Origin of the sequence: Nonomuraea sp. NPDC049486 (genome assembly GCF_040676925.1) — a bacterium.
Lineage (GTDB): Bacteria > Actinomycetota > Actinomycetes > Streptosporangiales > Streptosporangiaceae > Nonomuraea > Nonomuraea ferruginea.
This window is the reverse complement of the sequence record NZ_JBFAPV010000015.1, coordinates 74,220-92,508: the sequence shown is the minus strand read 5'-3', so window position 1 is coordinate 92,508 and position 18,289 is coordinate 74,220. Positions and strand designations below refer to the sequence as shown.

Sequence of the window (18,289 nt, the reverse complement as noted above, 5' to 3'; positions counted from 1 at the left end):
GCGTCATCTGTCGCCGGGAGTCAGGAAGTCCTGGAGCTCGCGGTGCCGGAACTGGTACGTGGCGCCGCTGACGCGCAGCAGGTTGGCCTCGCAGGCCCAGTCGAGAAAGGCCCACAGCCGCAGCGGCAGCAGGCCCCGCGCGGCCGCGACGGCCAGGCCGATCATGGTGCGGGCCCAGGCGATCGCGCCGAAGGCCAGGCCGAAGGTCACGCCGCCGACGAGTGCGCACAGCAGCGACTCGGCGACGTCGTGGTTCATGAGGAACACCAGGAAGGCCGCGACGCCGCCGATGAGGCCGAAGGCCAGCCCGATGACCGCGTTGCGGTGCAGGGCCTCTCGCGGGTGGGCCAGCTCCGCGTCCTTGCTCCAGCCCCCGGTGGCGATCGTGAAGACGACCCCGAGCGCGAAGGCGAGGACGAAGGCGGCGGCCACCCCCGCGGCCAGCGGCAGCGGACCGGCGCCGGCCAGCCGCAGCGGCGGCAGGCCGGTGAGCGCGCCGCACAGCCCGAAGCCCAGCAGGGTGAGGGGTTCGGCGCGGATCGCCTCCGGCACGGTCATACGCTCGGCTCCCGGACGACCGGCCGCCGTCAGCCCGATCACGGCGCCCAGCACCAGTCCCCCCGTGCCCCCGGCGACGACCGCGAAGCCTGGACCGAAGGCTCTTCCCCCGGTCAGCGCGAGCCCGGTCAGCCCTCCGAGCACGCCGACGGGCACTCCCGCCAGTGCGCCCACCAGACCGCCGGTGACCCGGCGCCGTCGCGGCACCCCCGTCCGCCCACCGGCGGCGGCCGGCCACGGCGCCAGCGACAGCACGGTGGCGATGCCCACCCAGCCCGCCATCAGCGCCAGAGTGAGCGACTGATCCGGCAGCTCACCGGCCGCCGAGCCCGTCCAGAACGCCAGCATCGCGATCACCGCGAACACCACACACCCCAGACTGTGCAGCACCCGCACCCGCCGCCGCCCCCCGATCGGCCACAACAGATGAGGCACAAGATCGATCGCCGTCAACCCAGGCGACATCCGCCCCACCCCAGCAGCGCGACCCGCCTGCCCACGCGGGTGGAGGCCGAGGGGCCCGTCCGCCTCCGCACCGCGACCCGCTTGCTCGCGCAGGTGGGCGGCCAGGCGGACGAGCCATGCTCGGACCTGGTCAGGGCGGTAGGGGGTGCCGTGGGGGGTGCGGGGTGCCAGGTGGGTGGCCGCAGGCACGTACGCGTCCAGGAGCCTTCCGGCGATCAGTGCCGCTCCGGCGGCGGGGTCGGCGTCCGGGTCGGCGTGGAGCAGGTCGTCGGGGTCGCCGCCGGACTCCACGGCGGTCACGGTCAGCAGCAGCCGCCACGGCGTGGCGAGCGCGGCGTGCACGGCCTCGCCCGCCGGCCCCGACAGCGCCGCGTGGACGGCGTCGCGGTGCGGGGCGAAGGGGTGACCGTCCGGCCAGCGGGCGCGCAGGTAGGTGCCGATCTGCTCGGTGTTGAGGTGTCTCAGCCTGATCAGGGCGGCGTTGTCCAGCCCTGCCCCGGCCGCGCGCAGCTCGGCGTGGCGGTCGGCGCGGCAGGTCACGACGACCGCGCCCGGCCGCCGCCCGGAGAGGTCGCTGTAGCGGTTGAGCTCGGCGAGCAGCCCGATCGCCCGGCGCGGCGGGCCCGACGACGGCTCCGGGTCCAGCTCGTCCAGCCCGTCCACCACCGGCAGCACCAGGCGGTCGCGCACCAGCCGGTGCGCGTCCCTGGCCGCGACCCCGAACTGCTGCGCGAGCTGCTCGGCCAGCCAGGATTCGAACGGCCTGCCCAGGGTCCACCGGGCCGCGTTCAGGCGCACCGGCACCGGCCGGTCCCGGCCGGGTCGTCCCCCCAGCAGGGGTTCCAGCAGTTGCAGCACCAGCTCGACGGCGAGCACCGTCTTGCCCGCCCCCGACTCCCCCACGACCAGCAGGCGCCGCGGGCGCAGGCCGCCGAAGAACCGGCCGATCGCGTGCAGGTCGTGCGCCGCCCCGCCGCCCGAGGCGTCGTCAGGGCCGAAGGGAAGCGGCGCGAGACTGTAGCCGCCGAGCAGCCCTTTGCGTGCCCGGTCCTCCTCCCGGAGCACGCGCCGGGCCAGCAGCCGGACGGCGGGATCGGGCAGGGGGACGTCGGCGGGGGGCGGCTCGGGTGCGGGGGCGGCCGGTTCGGCCAGGGCCGCCCTGGCCGCCCGCCAGCGTTCGAGCTCGGCGGGGATCAGCTCGGGCGGATGGTCGCAGTAGTGGAAGCAGGCGGTGACGAAGGCCCGGACGAAGTCCCACCGGGGCAGCCTGTCGGTCTGCCGCAGGACGTGCGAGGTCGTGCTCTTCGGCAGGGCGTCGACCTTGGTCCCGTCGGCGGTCGACGTCTGACCGCCGAGGACGCGCAGCCTGCTCAGGGACGGCTCGCCCGCCCACTGCCTGAGCAGGGCCAGCGAGCGTACGAAGTCCGCCGTGCCGGCGGTGCCGGGGCCCGGCGGGCGGGGACGCTCCGCGGTCATCCGTCCCCCGTCCGGACCAGCGACCACGCGAAGCTCGCGCGGCCGCGCCGCGGCCACCGGCCGGCCACGCACCGGCCCTCCAGCGTCTGGACGTGGCGGCACTCCATCAGGAAGTTGCGCGCCTCGTCGGCCTCGACGAGCTCGCGGCCGACGGCGATGGGCACGAACCCGTGGCGGGGGATGTAGACCCATCGGCCCCGGTCCCAGTCGTAGGGGTCGAACCAGCGGTGGCGCACCGTACCCGACACGCGCACCTCCGGCCCGTCCCTGGTCAGGACGAACGACCCGTGCGAGCGCAGCAGGCTCATCCTGCTGACGTAGAACAGCTCCGTGCCGATGAAGGCGTTGATCCGCGCGTCCCAGTGGTCGTGCGACCAGCTCGACCCGCCGTCGGGCAGCAGCCCCGCCTCCCGGGTGAGCTGCCGCTCGAACCGGCGCTGGTTCCTGCGCTCGGCCTTCTCGATCACCCGGAACGAGCGCAGCCACCGCGACGACATCGTCCTGGACGCGCCAGCGCCGTCCATGAAGTGCTCCAGGAAGTCGGACGCGATCGGGTGGACGTCGCGGCCGCCGTCGATGATCGAGCGGAACAGCGCCACCAGCTCGGGGACGGGCCGGTCCGTCCGCCGCCGCAGGCCTCGCAGGAACATGCGCGCTCTCCCCCCGAGGGGGCCCGGCTCCGGGGTCATGGACACGTCCGGCGGTACTCTTCCTCCTGCACGTGGTTCTCCCATTCCTCGCGGGTGAGGGCGCGGCCCGCGTTGGCGCACGCCGCGGCCACCAGGTCGGCGGGGGTGCGGACGTTCCAGAGCCGCGCGGCGCCGTCGCCGCCCACCGTGGCGACGGACGCCCCGTCAGGGCCGTAGGCGACGTCGGTCACGCCGCCGGTGTGGCCGGTCATCGGCGCTCCGAGCCTCCGGTGGATCCGCAGGTCCCAGAGCTGCACGCCGCCGCCCGCTGAGCCGGTGGCGAGGATCCGGCCGTCAGGGCTGAACGCGAGCGCGCCGGTCGCCCCGTCCTCGTTGATCAGGGCGATGCCCGCCGGGCGGCGGCGTCCGACGTCCCACAGCCGGACCGCGTCGTCGGCGGCCGTGTAGGCGAGCGTCCGGCCGTCGGGGCTGAACGCCAGGTCGTTGACCAGCCCGCCGGCGGCGGCGGGCGGCGAGCCGGGGATCTCGCGGCGGGTGGCCACGTCGAAGAGCCGCACCCGCTCGTCGAAGCCCGCGCTGGCCAGCGTCGCGCCGTCCGGGCTGATCGCCATCCCGGTGACGACGTCGGTGTGGCCGGGGACGCGCAGGCGCGGCCCGGTCTCCCTGCGGCGGGCGAGGTCCCAGAACGCGATGTCCTGACCGACCTGGACGGCGGCGAACCTGCCGTCGGGGCTGAGCTCGGCCACGCCGTCGAGGGCCTGGTCGTGGGCGAGCTCGCGGCGGCCCGCGACGTCCCAGAGCCGCAGGCCGTCCACGCCGGAGGTCAGGAGCGTGCGGCCGTCGGGGGTGAACTCGATCGTGGCCACGGAGCGGCGGGTGCCCGTCGGCCTCAGCGGCGGGCCCGCGGGCCGCTGGGTGGCGGTGTCCCACAGCTGGATCGCGGGATCCTTCTCGCCGGCCGCCCCGGCGGCGAGCGTGCGTCCGTCGGGGCTCAGCGCGACGGCCGAGCGCGCGGGCACGTGGGTCCCGATCTGCTGGCGGATCCGCGGGTCCGCCAGGCGCACCACGCCGTCCTGGCCGGCCGCTGCGAGCAGCGTCCCGTCCGGGCTGAACGCCACGCGTTCGAGGACGCCGACGTTGTCGGCGAGCGTGAGGAGCCGCCGGCGGGCCGCGGTGTCCCACAGGACGGTGCGGCCGCTGCCTCCCGCGGTGGCGATCCGGGTGCCGTCCGGGCTGAAGGCGATCGCGGTGAACCCGGCGAGGTGGTCCTTGAGCTCGCCCGTCCGCTCACGCGAGGCCAGGTCCCACAGGTGGGCGGTCCTTCCCTGGCTGACGGTGGCGAGGGTGGCGCCGTCCGGGCTGAGCGCGACGTCGAGGACGGTGTCGGCCTGCCGGGCGACGGGTTCGCCCCGCGGGCGGGAGGTGACGGGGTCCCAGAGCCGTACGGCCCTGCCTCTCGCGACCGCCATGACCGTGCCGTCCCGGCTGAAGGTCACCTCGCGGACGATGTTCGCCAGCTCCGGCCCGTGGTCGGCGCGGCCCATCGGCGGGCCGTGCGGGCGGTGCGTCGCGGCGTCCCACTGCCGGACGACACCTCTGAAGTCGCCGGTCACCAGGGTCTTCCCGTCGGGACGGTACGCCAGCGCCGACACGACCGCTTCGTGCTCCAGCGGCCGGCCCAGCTCGCGGCGGGTGGCCACGTCGTAGAACCGGACGCTGCCCGCGCACGCGGTGGCCAGCGTCCGGCCGTCGGGGCTGAAGGCCAGGCGGACGTCCGAGCAGTCGTACTTCGGCCGGGTGATGGGCGCGCCGAGCTGCCGGCGCGACGCGGTGTCCCAGAGCCGCGCGGTGCCGTCGTCGCTCCCCGTCGCGATGGCGGAGCCGTCGGGGCTGAACGCCAGCGCCATGACGCCGCGCGCGTGCCCGGTGAGCGTCCCCCTGCCGGTGCGGGTCGCCGCGTACAGGACGCGGTTGCGCGCCTCGTCGGTCGGGGCGATGTCCCACGCGGCCACGGCCAGCAGTGAGGAGAGCGTGGCGTCTCCGGTGACCTCGCTCTGCGCGGCGAGCTGGCGCGAGATCGCCACCGCGCGCTGCCGTACGGCCTCGTCGGCCGCGGCGACGGCGGCGACGGCCGCGCAGAGGGCGAGCACCGACAGCGCCGACAGACCGCCCATGACGAGACGGCGGCGGCGGGTCACGCGCCGCGCCTCCCGCACGGAGGCCGTGACGAAGCTCTCCGCGGTGGGGCCCGGCGGGGGGAAGCTGCCTGGGTCGCGGTCCCAGCGGGGCCTGCTGTCCTGGACGGCCAGCAGCCGGGGGCCCCGGTAGAGGAAGGCGGGGTCGCGGTGGTTCTCGGCCCACTGCCCGGCGGCGTCCAGGAGCCGGTCGTACACCTCCTGCGCGGCGAGGTCGGGTTCGAGCCACTGCCGCAGGGTAGGCCAGGCCGTCAGGAGCGCGTCGTGGGCGATCTCGACGGAGTCCTCGTGCAGGGTGAGCAGGCGGCGGCCGGCGAACGCGGACAGCAGCGCCGCTACCCGCTCCCCTGGGCGCGCGGACGCGGCGGCGTGCAGCTCGGCCAGCGTCGCCGCGCGCCGCGCCGGCCGGCCGCCGGGGGTGATCACCATCATCCGCCGGAAGATCCTCAGCGCGGCCTTGCGGTCCTCCGGTGGCAGCTCGCCGAGCGCCTCGTCGGCCGTACGCCGTACGGAATCGCGGACCCGGCCGGACTCCTCGTAGCCGCGGACGGTCAGGGTGCGGCCCTCGCGTCGCTCCCAGGTGTTGCGCAGCGCCTGGGAGAGCAGGGGCAGGGCCGCGGCCCCGTAGCGATCGCCCGCCGACGGCCCGGCGCGCAGCTCGGCCAGGATGATCTCCACCAGGCCGGGTTCGAGCTCCAGGCCCGCCGCGGCGGCGGGGCCGGTGATGGCCAGCCGGAGGTCCGGCTCCGTCATCGGCTCGACGATCACCTGGCCGTCCTGGATGGCCTCGGCGAGGTGCGGGTAGGCGGCGCAGCGTTCCCAGTAGTCCGCGCGCACCCCGATGATCACCGCGGCGCCTCCGGGGCGGGCCGCCATGGCGTGCAGGGCTCCGACGAACGCCTGGCGCTCCCGCTCGTCGGTCACCAGGGTAAACAGATCCTCGAACTGGTCGACCACCAGGACGAGCCGGCCGGGCGGCCGCGGGTCGGCACGCAGTGTCCGCTCGATCTCCTCCGGGTGCCCACCGAACGCCCGCGCCCAGGCTTCGGCGAGCGCGCGGAACGGCCGCGCGGTCGGCGTGACGAGCAGGCGCGGCCAGTCGTGCGATCCGGCGAGCGCCGGCATCAGCCCGGCCCTCAGCAGCGACGACTTGCCCACGCCCGAGGCGCCGGAGACCAGCAGGACGGTGCCGTGGTCCGTCAGCCGCCTTCTCAGACGGCCGAGGAGGTCGCGGGTCGCCCTCGTACGGCCGAAGAACAGCTCGGCCCTCCCGCTCTCGAAGGGCGCCAGACCCTGGTAGGGGCATAGATCGTGCGCATGGCCGTGATCCTCCCGCTCGCCCATGGCGCTCATTCTGGTCACTCGCCGCCGCTCCCATCAATCGCATTCGAACGGGGATCCGGGATGGCCCGGCCCGTCCGATTCCGTCCGATGTCGTCTCACCAGTGGCCTGAACAGCGTGGACGCGGTTTCGATGGTCCTCTCTGTCCGCACCGGCAGGGCTGACGAAATCGAACCGGGGGGTGTCGGAACCGTGGGGGATCCCTGTGCCGGGATGTCCTTGGGGGCGCTGCTGCGCGGGTGGCGGGAGCGCGCGCTGCTGACCCAGGAGCAACTCGCCGAACGGGCCTGTCTCAACGTCAGAACCGTGCGCCGTATGGAGAGCGGCGCGCTCCTGCGGCCGCGCGTGACGTCGATGCTGCTGCTGGCGGAGGCGCTGGAGCTGAACGGCGCGGACCGGGCGACGCTGAACGCCGCCGCCCACGGCCGGCCCGGCCCGGCGGTGGCGGGGCCGCCTCCGGTGACCGTGCCCCGGCAGCTGCCCGCCGACGTCGCCGCGCTGGCCGGCCGGGATCGGGAGCTGGCCGTCGTGGAGGGCCACCGCAGCGCGCACACGGTGCCGGTCGTCTGCGTCAACGGCATGGCGGGCATCGGCAAGACAGCGCTGGCCGTGCACGCCGCGCACCGGCTCGCGCCGCTGTACCCCGACGGCCAGCTCTTCGTCGACCTGCGCGGCCACGCCCCGAAGGCGCCCGTCGAGCCGGGCACGGCCCTCGCCCGCGTGCTGCGCACCCTCGGCGTCCCCGGCGAGCACATCCCCTGGCACCCCGACGACCGCGCCGCGCTCTACCGCAGCGTGCTCGCCGGGCGCAGGGTCCTGATCGTCCTGGACGACGCCGCCGGCGAGCACCAGCTCCTCCCGCTGCTGCCCGCGGGGCCGGGATGCCTGGTGATCGTCACCAGCCGCCGCCGCCTGACCTGTCACGGCGACGCCCGCGGCCTGTCGCTGGACGTCCTGCCGGTCACCGCCGGGATCGCGCTGTTCACCCGGCTGGCCGGCCTGGACCGCCGCGCCCCGTCGGACGTCCTGGCGGAGGTCGTGCGGCGCTGCGGGCTGCTCCCCCTGGCCATCCGCATCGCCGCCGCCCGGCTCAGGGCGCGCCCCGCCTGGGGGGTGCGGCATCTGCTCGACCGGCTGGCCTGCGACCGGCTGGCCGAGCTGGCGGACGGCCCGCACAGCGTCGCCGCCGCCCTGGACCGGTCGTACGATCGGCTGCCGGACGAGCAGCGGCGGGTGTACCGGCTGCTGGGCTCGGGCGGCCGCGGGGGCCTCGGCGCCGACACGGCCGCCGCGCTGCTGGACACGAGCATGCCGCGGGCGCGGCGGCTGCTGGACCAGCTGATGGACGCCCACCTCCTCCAGGAGACGTCACCCTGCTGGTACCGGATGCACGACCTGGTGCACGACCACGCCGCGGCGCTGTGAGCGGCCGTCGGCGCGCTCGACAGATGTTGTGCCCCGCGCCGGATGCACACGACGAATACCCGGTCCCCCCGCTCCCGCCCCCGGCCTAGCATCGTCGGCGAAAACGGGTCTTGTGCCCGATAACTGTCGCACTGGGAGCTTTTGTTGCCCGCTTCGATGCACTTCCCGCGGTCTGTCGCCTCGGTCTCCGGGGACAACCTCCACCAACTGCCCGAGTTCCGCGACACGCGGGTGCTCGGCCTGCTGCCCGACACCCTCGGGGCCGACGCGGACATCACCTTCGGCGAAGTCACGATCGCGCCCGGCCAGGTCGTGCCCACGCACAGCAACGGGCACGCCGAGGCGATCTTCATCGTCGAGGGGACGCTGCGGCTCTGGCGTCCGGGCGGCTCGGTGGAGCTGTCGGCTCCGGGCGCCGCCTATTTCCCGCCCGGGGAGGCGCACTCCATCGCCAACATCGGCAGTGAGCCCGCGCGGTTCCTGGTCGCCTACGCCACCGGCGGCCACGACAAGACCGTGACCTCGCGGCTGCTGCCCGACACGGCGCTGGAATCGGGCGTGAACCCGAACACCGCCCCGTCCACGGGCCTGTTCGACCGGTGGGCGGTCGCCGAGGACATGGTGTCGTGGGTCCCCGTCGAGCCGTCGAAGGGGATGCGGCTGCGCTGCCGCTACCTGCTCGAACCGGCGAACGGCACCAAGGAGTTCGTGATCGGCACGGCGGGCGTCGACCCGCACCTGCACTACACGATCCACCGGCACGCCCCGGCGGAGATCTACCACGTGCTCGAAGGCACCGCGACGATCTACGTGGGCGACGACGGCTACGAGGTGGCGCCGGGTGACACGGTGTACGTGCCGGCGTGGGCGCCGCACGGCATCGACACCGGCGACTCCGAGCTGCGCATGTACTGGTTCTACACGCTCGACGCGTGCGACGGCGCCTGGGCGTGGGAGCCGCTGGAGCCGGTCTACTCCACGCCGCCGCGCCGTCCCCTGGAGACGGGCCCGCGCCGGGGGTTCCACGTCTGATGGCCGGCATCCTCTTCGCCGGCGGCCGGGTCTTCGACGGCACGGGCGCGGCTCCCGGGCGGGCGGACGTGCTCGTCGAGGACGGCGTCATCGTCGCGGTCGGCACCGGCCTGGCCGCCCGCGACGACGTCCGGGTGGTCGACGCGACCGGGAAGATCGTCCTCCCCGGCCTGATCGACACGCACGTCCACCTGACGCTCTCCGACATCAACCTGGTGAACCGCGTCTCCGACCCGTTCTCGCTGCACTTCTTCAAGACAGTGGTCAACTGCCGCAAGACGCTCGAAACCGGCATCACGACCGTGCGGGACGCGGCGGGCGCCGACCTGGGACTGAAGCAGGCGCTGTCACGCGGCCTGATCGAGGGCCCGCGCACCCTGATCGCGGTGAACATGATCAGCCAGACCGGCGGGCACAACGACGGCCACCTGAGCTGCGGCGTGAACCTGGCCCTCTTCCCCGAGCATCCGGGTGTGCCGTCGGGCATCGCCGACGGCCCTGACGAGATGCGCAAGACGGTGCGCACGATGCTGCGCGCCGGCGCGGACGTGATCAAGGTCGCCACCACGGGCGGCGTGCTGTCGCCCGCGGACGATCCGCGCCACGCCCACTTCCGCCCGGACGAGCTCGCCGTGCTGGTGGCCGAGGCGGACGCGGCCCACGTCCACGTGATGGCGCACGCCCAGGGCGTGGAAGGCATCAAGAACGCCGTACGGGCCGGAGTCCGGTCCATCGAGCACGGCATCTTCCTCGACGACGAGGCCATCGAGCTGATGCTGGCGCGAGGCACCTGGCTGGTGCCCACCCTGATCGCGCCCATGTCGGTCATCGAGGCGGCCGAGCGCGGCGAACTGCACGAGCCCGCCGTACTCGACAAGGCGCTGGAGGTAGCCTCCGTACACCGTGAGGCCGTCACCAGGGCCATCGGGGCGGGCGTCAACATCGCGCTCGGCACCGACACCGGAATCGGCCCGCACGGCGACAACCTGCGCGAGCTTCAGCTGCTCGCGGAGTGCGGCCTGCCCCCGTACGCGGTCTGGGCGGCGGCCACCTCGCGGGCCGCGGAGCTGCTCGGCCTCGCGGACCGGATCGGCCGCGTCGCGCCGGGACTGACGGCGGACCTGGTGCTGCTTGAGGGCGAACTGACCGATCTGTCGGACCTGCGGGGCCGGGTGGCCGAGACGTGGCAGTCCGGCCGACGCGTGTACGAGCGAGGAGAGGACGGCACACTCCGATGACCGCCGACGACATCACGGGGTCCGGCACGCACGACCAGGGAGCGTCGTCTCTGGCGTCGCTGCGGTCCTTCCAGGACTACCACTGGCTGATGCTGAAGGTGTTCCACGAGGCCGTGGAGAGCCGGCACGGGACGCGGGGCCTGGCGGCGATCGCCCGGGGAGTGCGTCAGGAGGGCGTCTACCGCGGCACGGCCATGCGCGACCAGCCCGCCTCGTTCGTCACCGGCCGCGACCCGGTCGCGCTGCTCGAACACTGGGACAGCGGCGAATGGGAGCTGGCCGCCGCCGAGGGCGAGCTCTCGGTCGCCACCGACGGGCCGGCCGTCGTGCTGACCCTGCCGGAGGCCCCCGGCCGCGCGTACCTGACCGAGCTGATCGGCGAGACCGCGGCGCTGTCCGCCCTGGGGCTCTACTGGCCCGAGCTGACGGCGGGCATCACGGCGGGCTACGGCGCCGGGGTGGTCCTGGAAGCCGACGACGCCGCCGCGCGGCCCTGGCGCCTGCGCGTCACGGGCGCCGGCCCGGTGCGGCGCGCGCCGCGCCTCGGCGCCCTGGCGGCGGACCCGGTCCGGCTGATCGAGGTGAACCGGCGCACCACCGGCCTGCTCGCCGCCATGCAGATGTACGTGTCGCGCGAGCTGGTGAGGGCCTACGACGCCTCCGGTGAAGAGACGATCCGGCAGGCGGCGTACCGTTTCGGCGCCGACAGGGGCGGCGTCATCCGGGACCGCATGCTCGCCCTCGGCAAGCCGCTGACCATGGCCAACTTCGGGAGCACCGACGGCCTGCAGGAGCGCGACCCGAGCGAGGCGGTCTTCGTCTTCAAGGAGCGCCAGCACATCAGCGACGGGGCCTACTACCTCGACTGCACCTACTGCCCCCTGGCGGAGGTCTGGTCGTCGGAGGGCGAGGAGGGGCTGCGGCTCGGCTACCTGTTCGACTCCTCCAACCACCGAGGGCTGTTCCAGGGGTACAACCCGGAGACCGAGGTGCGCTGGACGTCGGTCAAGTCGCGCGGTGACCAGGTCTGCAGGTTCCGCTTCACCGTTCCCGCCCTGCTCACCGAGGACGATCCCACACCGGAGGAGTTCGACCGGATGGACCATATATCGCTTTAACGGCTTTTTGTCCAAATCACGGGGTTATGCCCCTTACGATGACGGCATGATTGCCGAGTTGCAGCGCATCGCCGACCGGTTGGGGGCAGCCCTCGACCGGCCGGTGGCGATCGACGACATGCAACTCCGGCAGTACGTCTACACCTACCACCCCAGCGGCAACGACCCGGCCCGCGAGCAGGCCATCCTGCGCCGTCACGCCGGCCCCGACATCCTGCGCTGGACCGCCGTGCACCGGGCCCAGGAACGCAGGGGCGCCTTCCTGCTGCCGGCCAACCCCGCCATCGGGATGACCTGCCCGCGCTGGGGCGCGGTCGCGCGGGCCGGCGGCAAGGCCGTGGCGTACATCTGGGTGCAGGTCGACGATCCCGAGCTTTCGGAGCAGCGTCGACGGCGGATCGAGGCCGCCGCCGAGAGCGTCGCCGAGGTGTTCCAGCGCCAGCGGCACATCGACGAGCTGCGCAGCCTCAGCGAGCGGGAGAGCCTGATCCGGTTGCTGTCCGACGACGCCGAGGCCCGGGTCCGCGCGGTCGAGCGCATCGCCGACGCGGACATCTTCCGGCACGAGTGGCCGACCGCCGTGGCGGTGTTCCTGCCCGTCTCCGGCACCGGGGCGGGGCTGGGCGAGGCGGAGCGGTCGAGCCTGTCGGCGGCTCTCGAATCGGTGCGGATGGCCCTTCCCTCACGGCAGACCCTGAGCCTGGTACGCCAGAATCACGGTCTGCTGGTGATGGCCAGGCCGGACGACGGAGCGGTGCCGAGGCACACGCTGGACCAGAGGTTCGCCGAGACGGCCCGGGAGAAGATCGAGCTGGCCCTGCCGGCAGACGGTTCGTTCACCGTCTGGGCGGGCGTGGGCTGCGCGTACCCACAGCTCACGGAGCTGGTCTCCTCCTACCGGGAGGCGCTGCGCGGCGCCCAGGTGGCCGCCTCGCTGGGCAGCATGGCCAGGACCGTGCACCACACCGGTCTCGGGGTGTACTCGCGCATCGCGCAGCTCGTGAACGACCAGCCGGAGGAGGTCGTCCTCCATCCCGGGATCCGCCTGCTGATCGACCGGGAGAGCACGGGAGCCCCGCTGGCCGAGACGCTGGAGGTCTTCCTCGACAACGCGGGCGACGTGGCGCGCTCCGCCCAGCGGCTGCACCTGCACCGCGCCTCGCTCTACGGACGGCTGCGCCGCATCGAGGAGATCACCGGCCTGGACCTGGGGAACGGCAACGACCGCCTGGTCGCCCATCTGGAGCTGAAGCTGGCGCGGCTCATGCGGTTGCGCACGCCGTACGGCACGGACACGACCGGCACCGGCATCTCCGCGTTAGGCGACGCGTAGCCGAGCGGCCGGGTGAGCCCCGGCCCCGACACGGCCGGTCTCGTTGACAAATGTCGTTCCCCACGCTCCGACGTGCAACATCTGTCGGCAGTCAGCGGAATGTCACTCTGCGAGGATTCCGGCAATCCCACCCGTGCTTGGAGGTTCGATGACTGCTCCCAACCGGATCCCGCCCCGGCGGGTGCTCCGCGCTCCACTGACGTGTTCCAGGTAGGGGGCGGACGATGAACAGGACGATGAGGCTGCTCGGCCTCGCGCTGAGCGTGACGCTCGCGCTGACCGCGTGCGGGAGCGGCTCCGGCGACGCGGCCGGCGGCGGCGAGACCACGACCAAGCCCGCCGGGACCTGGGCCAGCGCCGATCCCGCGCTGGCCGAGGAGCTCAAGGCGGCCGGGTTCACCGGCGAGATCAAGGGCGCGACCGACCTCACGATCGGCATGCCGTGGGCGGTGGAGGAGAACGGCAAGCCGACCGGACTCGACATCGACCTGGCCGAGGCCCTGGGCGACGTGCTGGGCACCAGGATCGACCTGCAGAACACCAGCTTCGACAGCCTGATCCCGGGGCTGGCGGCGGGCCGCTACGACGTGACGATCTCCGCGATGCTGGACAACAAGAAGCGTCAGGAGCAGGTGGACTTCGTCGACTTCATCATCGACTCCTCCGGCTTCGTCGTCCCCGCCGACAGCGACATCGACGACCTGACGCTGGAGACCAGCTGCGGCCGGACCATCGGCGTGGTGCGGGGCAGCGCCGAGGAGATGTACCTGTCCGAGCAGAGCACCAAGTGCGAGCAGGAAGGCAAGCCCGCCGTCAAGCTGCAGGTGTTCCAGCAGCTCCAGCAGGGCATGCTGGCCGTCACCAGCGGCCGCATCGAGGCGCTGTGCGGCGACAGCCTGCAGAACTCCTACCTCCAGGCCCAGCCCGACTCCAAGATCAAGCCGGTCGGCGAGCCGATCAACGAGGCGCCGGTGGGCATGGCACTGCCGAAGGGCAGCAAGCTCGTGCCGGTCCTGCAGAAGGCCCTGCAGAAGCTCGTCGACGACGGCGCCTACGTCAAGATCCTGGAGAAGTACGGCGTCGCGGACGGCGCGCTGACCAAGATCACTGTGAACGATGCCCGCAGCTGACCGTACCGCCATCCTGGACGGCGGCGAGGGCGGAGACCCGCGGGGACACGGCGACGACGTGCGCGCCGTGCCCCTGCGGCATCCCGGCCGCTGGGTCGCCGCGGCCGTCGTGCTCGTGGTGGCGGTGGCGGTCGTCTCCTCCCTCGTCACCAACGAGCGGTTCCAGTGGGACGTCGTCGGGCAGTACTTCTTCTCCTCGGCGATCCTGTCCGGCCTGTGGACCACGCTCTGGCTGACCGCGGTGTCCATGTCGATCGCGGTGGTCCTCGGCATCGTCATCGCGCTGATGCGGCTGTCGCCCAACCCGGTGCTGAAGGCCGGCGCGAACTTCTACACGTGGTTCTTCCGCGGCACCCCGCTGCTCGTCCAGCTGATCTTCCTGTTCAACATCTCGGCGCTCTACCCCGTGCTGACCGTCGGCCTGCCGTTCGGCCCTCAGTTCTTCGAGATCCCGGCCAACGACATCCTCACCCCGGCGCTGGTGGCCATCATCGGGCTGTCGCTCAACGAGGCCGCGTACATGGCCGAGATCGTCCGCGGCGGCATCAACTCCGTCGACCACGGCCAGACCGAGGCCGCGCAGGCGCTCGGCCTGCGCCGGTCGGTCATCATGCGGCGCGTCGTGCTGCCCCAGGCCATCCGCGTCATCCTGCCGCCCACCGGCAACGAGACGATCTCGATGCTGAAGTACACCTCGCTGATCAGCGTGATCGCGATGCCGGAGCTGCTCTACTCGGCGCAGGTCATCTACTCGCGGACGTACGAGACGATCCCGCTGCTGATGGTGGCCAGCCTCTGGTACCTCATCGTGACCAGCGTGCTCACGCTCGGCCAGACCTACCTGGAGCGCAGGACGTCGCGTGACCGGCGGACCCCCGAGACCTTCCTCGGCGGCGTGCTGCGCCGCCTCCGGCCGCACGACACGCGGGTAGCCGCGGGGAGGGCACACCCATGACGACACCCGCGGTCCGCATCCGCGGCGTCCGCAAGTCCTTCGGCAGGCTGGAGGTGCTGCGCGGCATCAACCTGGACGTGTACCCCGGCGAGGTCGTCTGCCTGATCGGGCCGTCCGGCTCGGGCAAGTCCACGCTGCTGCGCTGCGTCAACCACCTGGAGAAGGTGGACGGCGGCCGGATCGAGGTGGAGGGCGAGCTCGTCGGCTACCGCCGCAAGGGCGACAAGGTCTACGAGCTGAAGGACCGCGAGATCTGCCGCAAGCGTGAGCAGATCGGCATGGTCTTCCAGCAGTTCAACCTCTTCCCCCACATGACCGTCCTCGGCAACGTCGTCGAGGCGCCGGTACGGCTCGGCAAGGCCCGTCAGCGGGAGGCCGAGCAGGCCGGTCGCGAGCTGCTGGCCAAGGTCGGCCTCGCGGAGAAGGAGTCGGCGTACCCGAGGCAGCTCTCCGGAGGCCAGCAGCAGCGGGTGGCGATCGCCCGCGCGCTGGCCATGCGCCCGCGCCTGATGCTCTTCGACGAGCCGACGTCGGCGCTGGACCCGGAGCTGGTGGGCGACGTGCTGTCGGTGATGGGCGGGCTGGCCCGCGACGGCATGACCATGATCGTGGTCACCCACGAGATGGGGTTCGCCCGCGAGGTCGCCGACCGGGTGGTGTTCATGGACCAGGGGCGGCTCGTCGAACAGGGCCACCCTTCCGAGATCTTGGAACGCCCGAGCCACGAACGGACCCAGGCCTTCCTGCGCCGGGTCCTCTAGCTCGGATCGAGTGAGGAGACAGTGATGACCGCACGCGAGGAGTGGCTGCGCGCGCACGAGGTGACGCACCTCAAGGAGCCCGGCATCGTGCTCAACGGCAAGTTCGAGGACCGTTTCGAGCCCAGGGTGTGGAACTGGCTGCGCCCCTGGGACTTCGACTCGTCCTTCGACGTCGGCCTCGTGGGCGTGGGCCTGTCGACGACGTCGATCCTGCCGACGAGCTGTTTCGCCGCGCCTGACGCGCTGCGCCTGTCCACGCCGTCCTTCACCACCTACAGTCCCGACTTCGACGTGGATCTGGCCAGCATGACAGCCCGCGATCTGGGCGACATCGCCGTGCCGGTGCTGGACCAGTACGAAGGGCTGCAGCGGATCGAGGACACCATGTCCGCCCTCTGGCGGGCCAGCGGTGACTCGTTCCTGGTGCTGATCGGCGGGGACCACGCCATCACGGCGCCGGCCGCCCGCGCCTTCGCCCGCACGCACCCCGGGCAGAAGCTTGGCCTCATCCACTTCGACGCGCACAACGACGTACGGGTCATGGACCACGGCCCGACCAACGGCACGCCGATCCGCCAGCTCCTCGAATCCGGTCTCCCCTTCTCCGGGAAGAACCTGGTGCAGGTCGGCATCCACGGCTTCATGAACGCCAGCTACTACAAGCGGTGGGTGGAGGGGCACGGCGGCACCATCATCACCGGCCGCCAGGTCCGCCGGGCGGGCATCGACGCCGTGATCGAGCAGATGGTGCAGGTCGCCGGCGACGGCACCGACGCGATCTACGTCACCGTGGACGTCGACGTGCTGGAGCTCGGCTACGCGACCGGCACCGGCGCGGCCACCCCGGAGGGCCTGCACCCGGTCGACCTGTACGAGGCGCTGTACGCGCTGGGCCAGCACCCGAAGGTGGCCGCGATCGACTTCGTGGAGCACGATCCGGCGCGGGACGTGTCCACGATGACGGGCCGGACCATGACCGGCGGGCTGCTCAGCTTCCTCGCCGGCCTCTTCCTGCGCCGCAACGACGGCTGGCGCGGTTACGACCCGACCCCCATCACCGACGACTGACCGTATACGCCTCCGGCTCGGCCGGCCGCGTGGGGCCGCTGGGCCGGAGGGTCGCCTTGGAACCGGCAGATCGGTATAAGTGAGACGTCCTGCTCCTCGACGCAAACCAGGAGAAGCATGTCCCCGCGCCCCCGTCTGCTTTCGGCCGCACTCGCCCTCGCGTTAGTCACCACCGGCGCACTCGCCCAGCCGGCTTCGGCCGCCGCCGCGACCGCGAGCGCCGCTTCCGCCGCCACCGTCGCCGATCCCCTGCTGGACAAGCTCGCCGCGATCCCCGGCCTGACCGTCGTCTCCGAGTCCCGGCCGAGCGGTTTCCGCTTCTTCGTCCTCACCCTCACCCAGCCGGTGGACCACCGCCGTCCGGGCAAGGGCACGTACCAGCAGCGTCTCACCCTGCTGCACCGGTCCGACGACGCGCCCGTGGTGCTCTACACCGGCGGCTACGGCCTGGCCGTCAACCCGTCGGCCTCGCAGACCGAGCCGACCCGGCTGCTGGGCGCCAACCAGGTCTCGGTCGAGCACCGGTTCTTCCGCAGCTCCCGGCCGGACCCCGCCGACTGGGGCAAGCTCGACATCTGGCAGCAGGCGAGCGACGAGCACCGCATCGTCCAGGCGCTCAAGACCGTCTACGGCGGCAAGTGGATCCAGACCGGCGCCAGCAAGGGCGGCATGACCTCGGTCTACCACCGCCGCTTCTACCCGGACGACGTGGACGGCGTGGTCGCCTACGTGGCGCCGAACGACCGGGTCAACCCCGCCGACCGCGCCTATGACGAGTTCTTCGAGAACGTGGGCGACGCCGCCTGCCGCACCTCGCTGGAGAACGTGCAGAAGGAGGCGCTCAAGCGGCGCGCCAGGCTGGTGCCGAGGTTCGAGGCCGAGGCCGCGCGGAACGGCTACACCTTCACCCAGTCGCTCGGCAGCGCCGACCGGTCGTTCGAGATGACCGTGCTCGACGCGGTGTGGGCCTTCTGGCAGTACTCGAACGAGAGCGACTGCGCGGACGTGCCGCCCGGCACGGCGACCGACGACGAGATCTACGACTGGATCGACACCGTCGCCGGCTTCTCCTTCTACACCGACCAGGGCATCGGCTACTACGTCCCCTACTACTACCAGGCCGCCACCCAGCTCGGCTGGCCCACGCTCAAGTTCGGGCACCTGCGCGGCCTGACCCGTTACCCCGGGCTCTACCAGCCCAACTCGGTCATTCCCGCCGAGCTGCGGTCCCGCCACGACCCGCGCCCGATGCTGGACGTCGACCACTGGGTGCGCAAGCAGTCCAGCCGGATGATGTTCGTCTACGGGGAGAACGACCCGTGGAGCGCGGAGCGGTTCACGCCCAGCCGCCATGACTCGTACCTGTATGTCGCCCCCGGCGCCAACCACGGCGCGAACATCGCCCGCCTGCCCGACGCCGAGCGGCAGGCGGCCACGGACACGCTGCTCCGCTGGGCCGGGGTGACCGGCGCCCAGGCTGCCCAGCGCGGTGTGTCGTCCATCCCCGACGACGACATGCTCCCCGACCGCCGCACCTTCTGAC

Annotated in this window: 13 protein-coding genes; 10 read left to right on the top strand and 3 right to left on the bottom strand. The window is 72.9% G+C overall.

Annotated features, from left to right (window positions below):
* Positions 1–3 precede the first annotated feature (3 nt).
* The 3 genes from AB0K05_RS34885 to AB0K05_RS34875 are packed head-to-tail and all read right to left on the bottom strand — an operon-like array spanning position 4 to position 6,688.
* Entirely contained in the window at positions 4–2,499 is a 2,496-nt protein-coding gene (locus AB0K05_RS34885; RefSeq protein WP_364234942.1) for an NACHT domain-containing protein, read from the bottom strand.
* Entirely contained in the window at positions 2,496–3,149 is a 654-nt protein-coding gene (locus AB0K05_RS34880) for a hypothetical protein (RefSeq protein WP_148033072.1), read from the bottom strand. Before AB0K05_RS34880 ends, AB0K05_RS34885 begins: the two co-directional genes overlap by 4 nt.
* Before the next feature lie 35 nt (positions 3,150–3,184).
* Positions 3,185–6,688, bottom strand: coding sequence for a WD40 repeat domain-containing protein (locus tag AB0K05_RS34875; protein WP_364234939.1), 3,504 nt, complete (start codon positions 6,686–6,688; stop codon positions 3,185–3,187).
* Between the two features lie 190 nt (positions 6,689–6,878).
* On the opposite strand from AB0K05_RS34875, the gene AB0K05_RS34870 reads away from it, so the two are divergent.
* From AB0K05_RS34870 to AB0K05_RS34825, 10 genes are all read left to right on the top strand, one after another.
* Entirely contained in the window at positions 6,879–8,111 is a 1,233-nt protein-coding gene (locus AB0K05_RS34870; RefSeq protein ID WP_364234936.1) for an NB-ARC domain-containing protein, read from the top strand.
* 144 nt (positions 8,112–8,255) lie between these two features.
* Positions 8,256–9,143 (top strand): cupin domain-containing protein, encoded by an 888-nt coding sequence (locus AB0K05_RS34865; protein WP_271277317.1) that lies wholly within the window; start codon positions 8,256–8,258, stop codon positions 9,141–9,143.
* Complete coding sequence (locus AB0K05_RS34860; protein ID WP_364234933.1) at positions 9,143–10,381, top strand: amidohydrolase family protein; 1,239 nt, start codon at positions 9,143–9,145, stop codon at positions 10,379–10,381. The genes AB0K05_RS34865 and AB0K05_RS34860 overlap by 1 nt, the downstream gene beginning before the upstream one ends.
* Positions 10,378–11,499 (top strand): L-2-amino-thiazoline-4-carboxylic acid hydrolase, encoded by a 1,122-nt coding sequence (locus AB0K05_RS34855; protein WP_364234931.1) that lies wholly within the window; start codon positions 10,378–10,380, stop codon positions 11,497–11,499. Before AB0K05_RS34860 ends, AB0K05_RS34855 begins: the two co-directional genes overlap by 4 nt.
* 46 nt (positions 11,500–11,545) lie before the next feature.
* Positions 11,546–12,832: a helix-turn-helix domain-containing protein gene (locus AB0K05_RS34850; RefSeq protein WP_364234928.1), complete on the top strand. Its 1,287-nt coding sequence runs from the start codon at positions 11,546–11,548 to the stop codon at positions 12,830–12,832.
* A 224-nt stretch (positions 12,833–13,056) separates the two neighbouring features.
* The gene (locus AB0K05_RS34845; protein WP_364234925.1) at positions 13,057–13,962 is read left to right on the top strand and encodes an ABC transporter substrate-binding protein; all 906 of its coding nucleotides are present in this window, start codon (positions 13,057–13,059) and stop codon (positions 13,960–13,962) included.
* The gene (locus AB0K05_RS34840) at positions 13,949–14,917 is read left to right on the top strand and encodes an amino acid ABC transporter permease (RefSeq protein WP_219546250.1); all 969 of its coding nucleotides are present in this window, start codon (positions 13,949–13,951) and stop codon (positions 14,915–14,917) included. Before AB0K05_RS34845 ends, AB0K05_RS34840 begins: the two co-directional genes overlap by 14 nt.
* On the top strand, positions 14,914–15,678 hold the full coding sequence (locus AB0K05_RS34835) for an amino acid ABC transporter ATP-binding protein (protein ID WP_219546251.1): 765 nt from the start codon (positions 14,914–14,916) through the stop codon (positions 15,676–15,678). The genes AB0K05_RS34840 and AB0K05_RS34835 overlap by 4 nt, the downstream gene beginning before the upstream one ends.
* Before the next feature lie 24 nt (positions 15,679–15,702).
* Positions 15,703–16,746, top strand: coding sequence for an agmatinase family protein (locus tag AB0K05_RS34830; RefSeq protein WP_219546252.1), 1,044 nt, complete (start codon positions 15,703–15,705; stop codon positions 16,744–16,746).
* Positions 16,747–16,863: 117 nt separating this feature from the next.
* Complete coding sequence (locus tag AB0K05_RS34825) at positions 16,864–18,288, top strand: S28 family serine protease (RefSeq protein ID WP_271277315.1); 1,425 nt, start codon at positions 16,864–16,866, stop codon at positions 18,286–18,288.
* The last annotated feature ends 1 nt before the right edge of the window (position 18,289 follow it).

Bases quoted from the DNA above. Each gene is read 5' to 3' on its own strand.
- AB0K05_RS34855 (WP_364234931.1), top strand. From the start codon at position 10,378: ATGACCGCCGACGACATCACGGGGTCCGGCACGCACGACCAGGGAGCG.
- AB0K05_RS34840 (WP_219546250.1), top strand. From the start codon at position 13,949: ATGCCCGCAGCTGACCGTACCGCCATCCTGGACGGCGGCGAGGGCGGA.
- AB0K05_RS34825 (WP_271277315.1), top strand. From the start codon at position 16,864: ATGTCCCCGCGCCCCCGTCTGCTTTCGGCCGCACTCGCCCTCGCGTTA.
- AB0K05_RS34845 (WP_364234925.1), top strand. From the start codon at position 13,057: ATGAACAGGACGATGAGGCTGCTCGGCCTCGCGCTGAGCGTGACGCTC.
- AB0K05_RS34860 (WP_364234933.1), top strand. From the start codon at position 9,143: ATGGCCGGCATCCTCTTCGCCGGCGGCCGGGTCTTCGACGGCACGGGC.
- AB0K05_RS34880 (WP_148033072.1), bottom strand. From the start codon at position 3,149: ATGTTCCTGCGAGGCCTGCGGCGGCGGACGGACCGGCCCGTCCCCGAG.
- AB0K05_RS34885 (WP_364234942.1), bottom strand. From the start codon at position 2,499: ATGACCGCGGAGCGTCCCCGCCCGCCGGGCCCCGGCACCGCCGGCACG.
- AB0K05_RS34850 (WP_364234928.1), top strand. From the start codon at position 11,546: ATGATTGCCGAGTTGCAGCGCATCGCCGACCGGTTGGGGGCAGCCCTC.
- AB0K05_RS34835 (WP_219546251.1), top strand. From the start codon at position 14,914: ATGACGACACCCGCGGTCCGCATCCGCGGCGTCCGCAAGTCCTTCGGC.
- AB0K05_RS34830 (WP_219546252.1), top strand. From the start codon at position 15,703: ATGACCGCACGCGAGGAGTGGCTGCGCGCGCACGAGGTGACGCACCTC.
- AB0K05_RS34875 (WP_364234939.1), bottom strand. From the start codon at position 6,688: ATGGGCGAGCGGGAGGATCACGGCCATGCGCACGATCTATGCCCCTAC.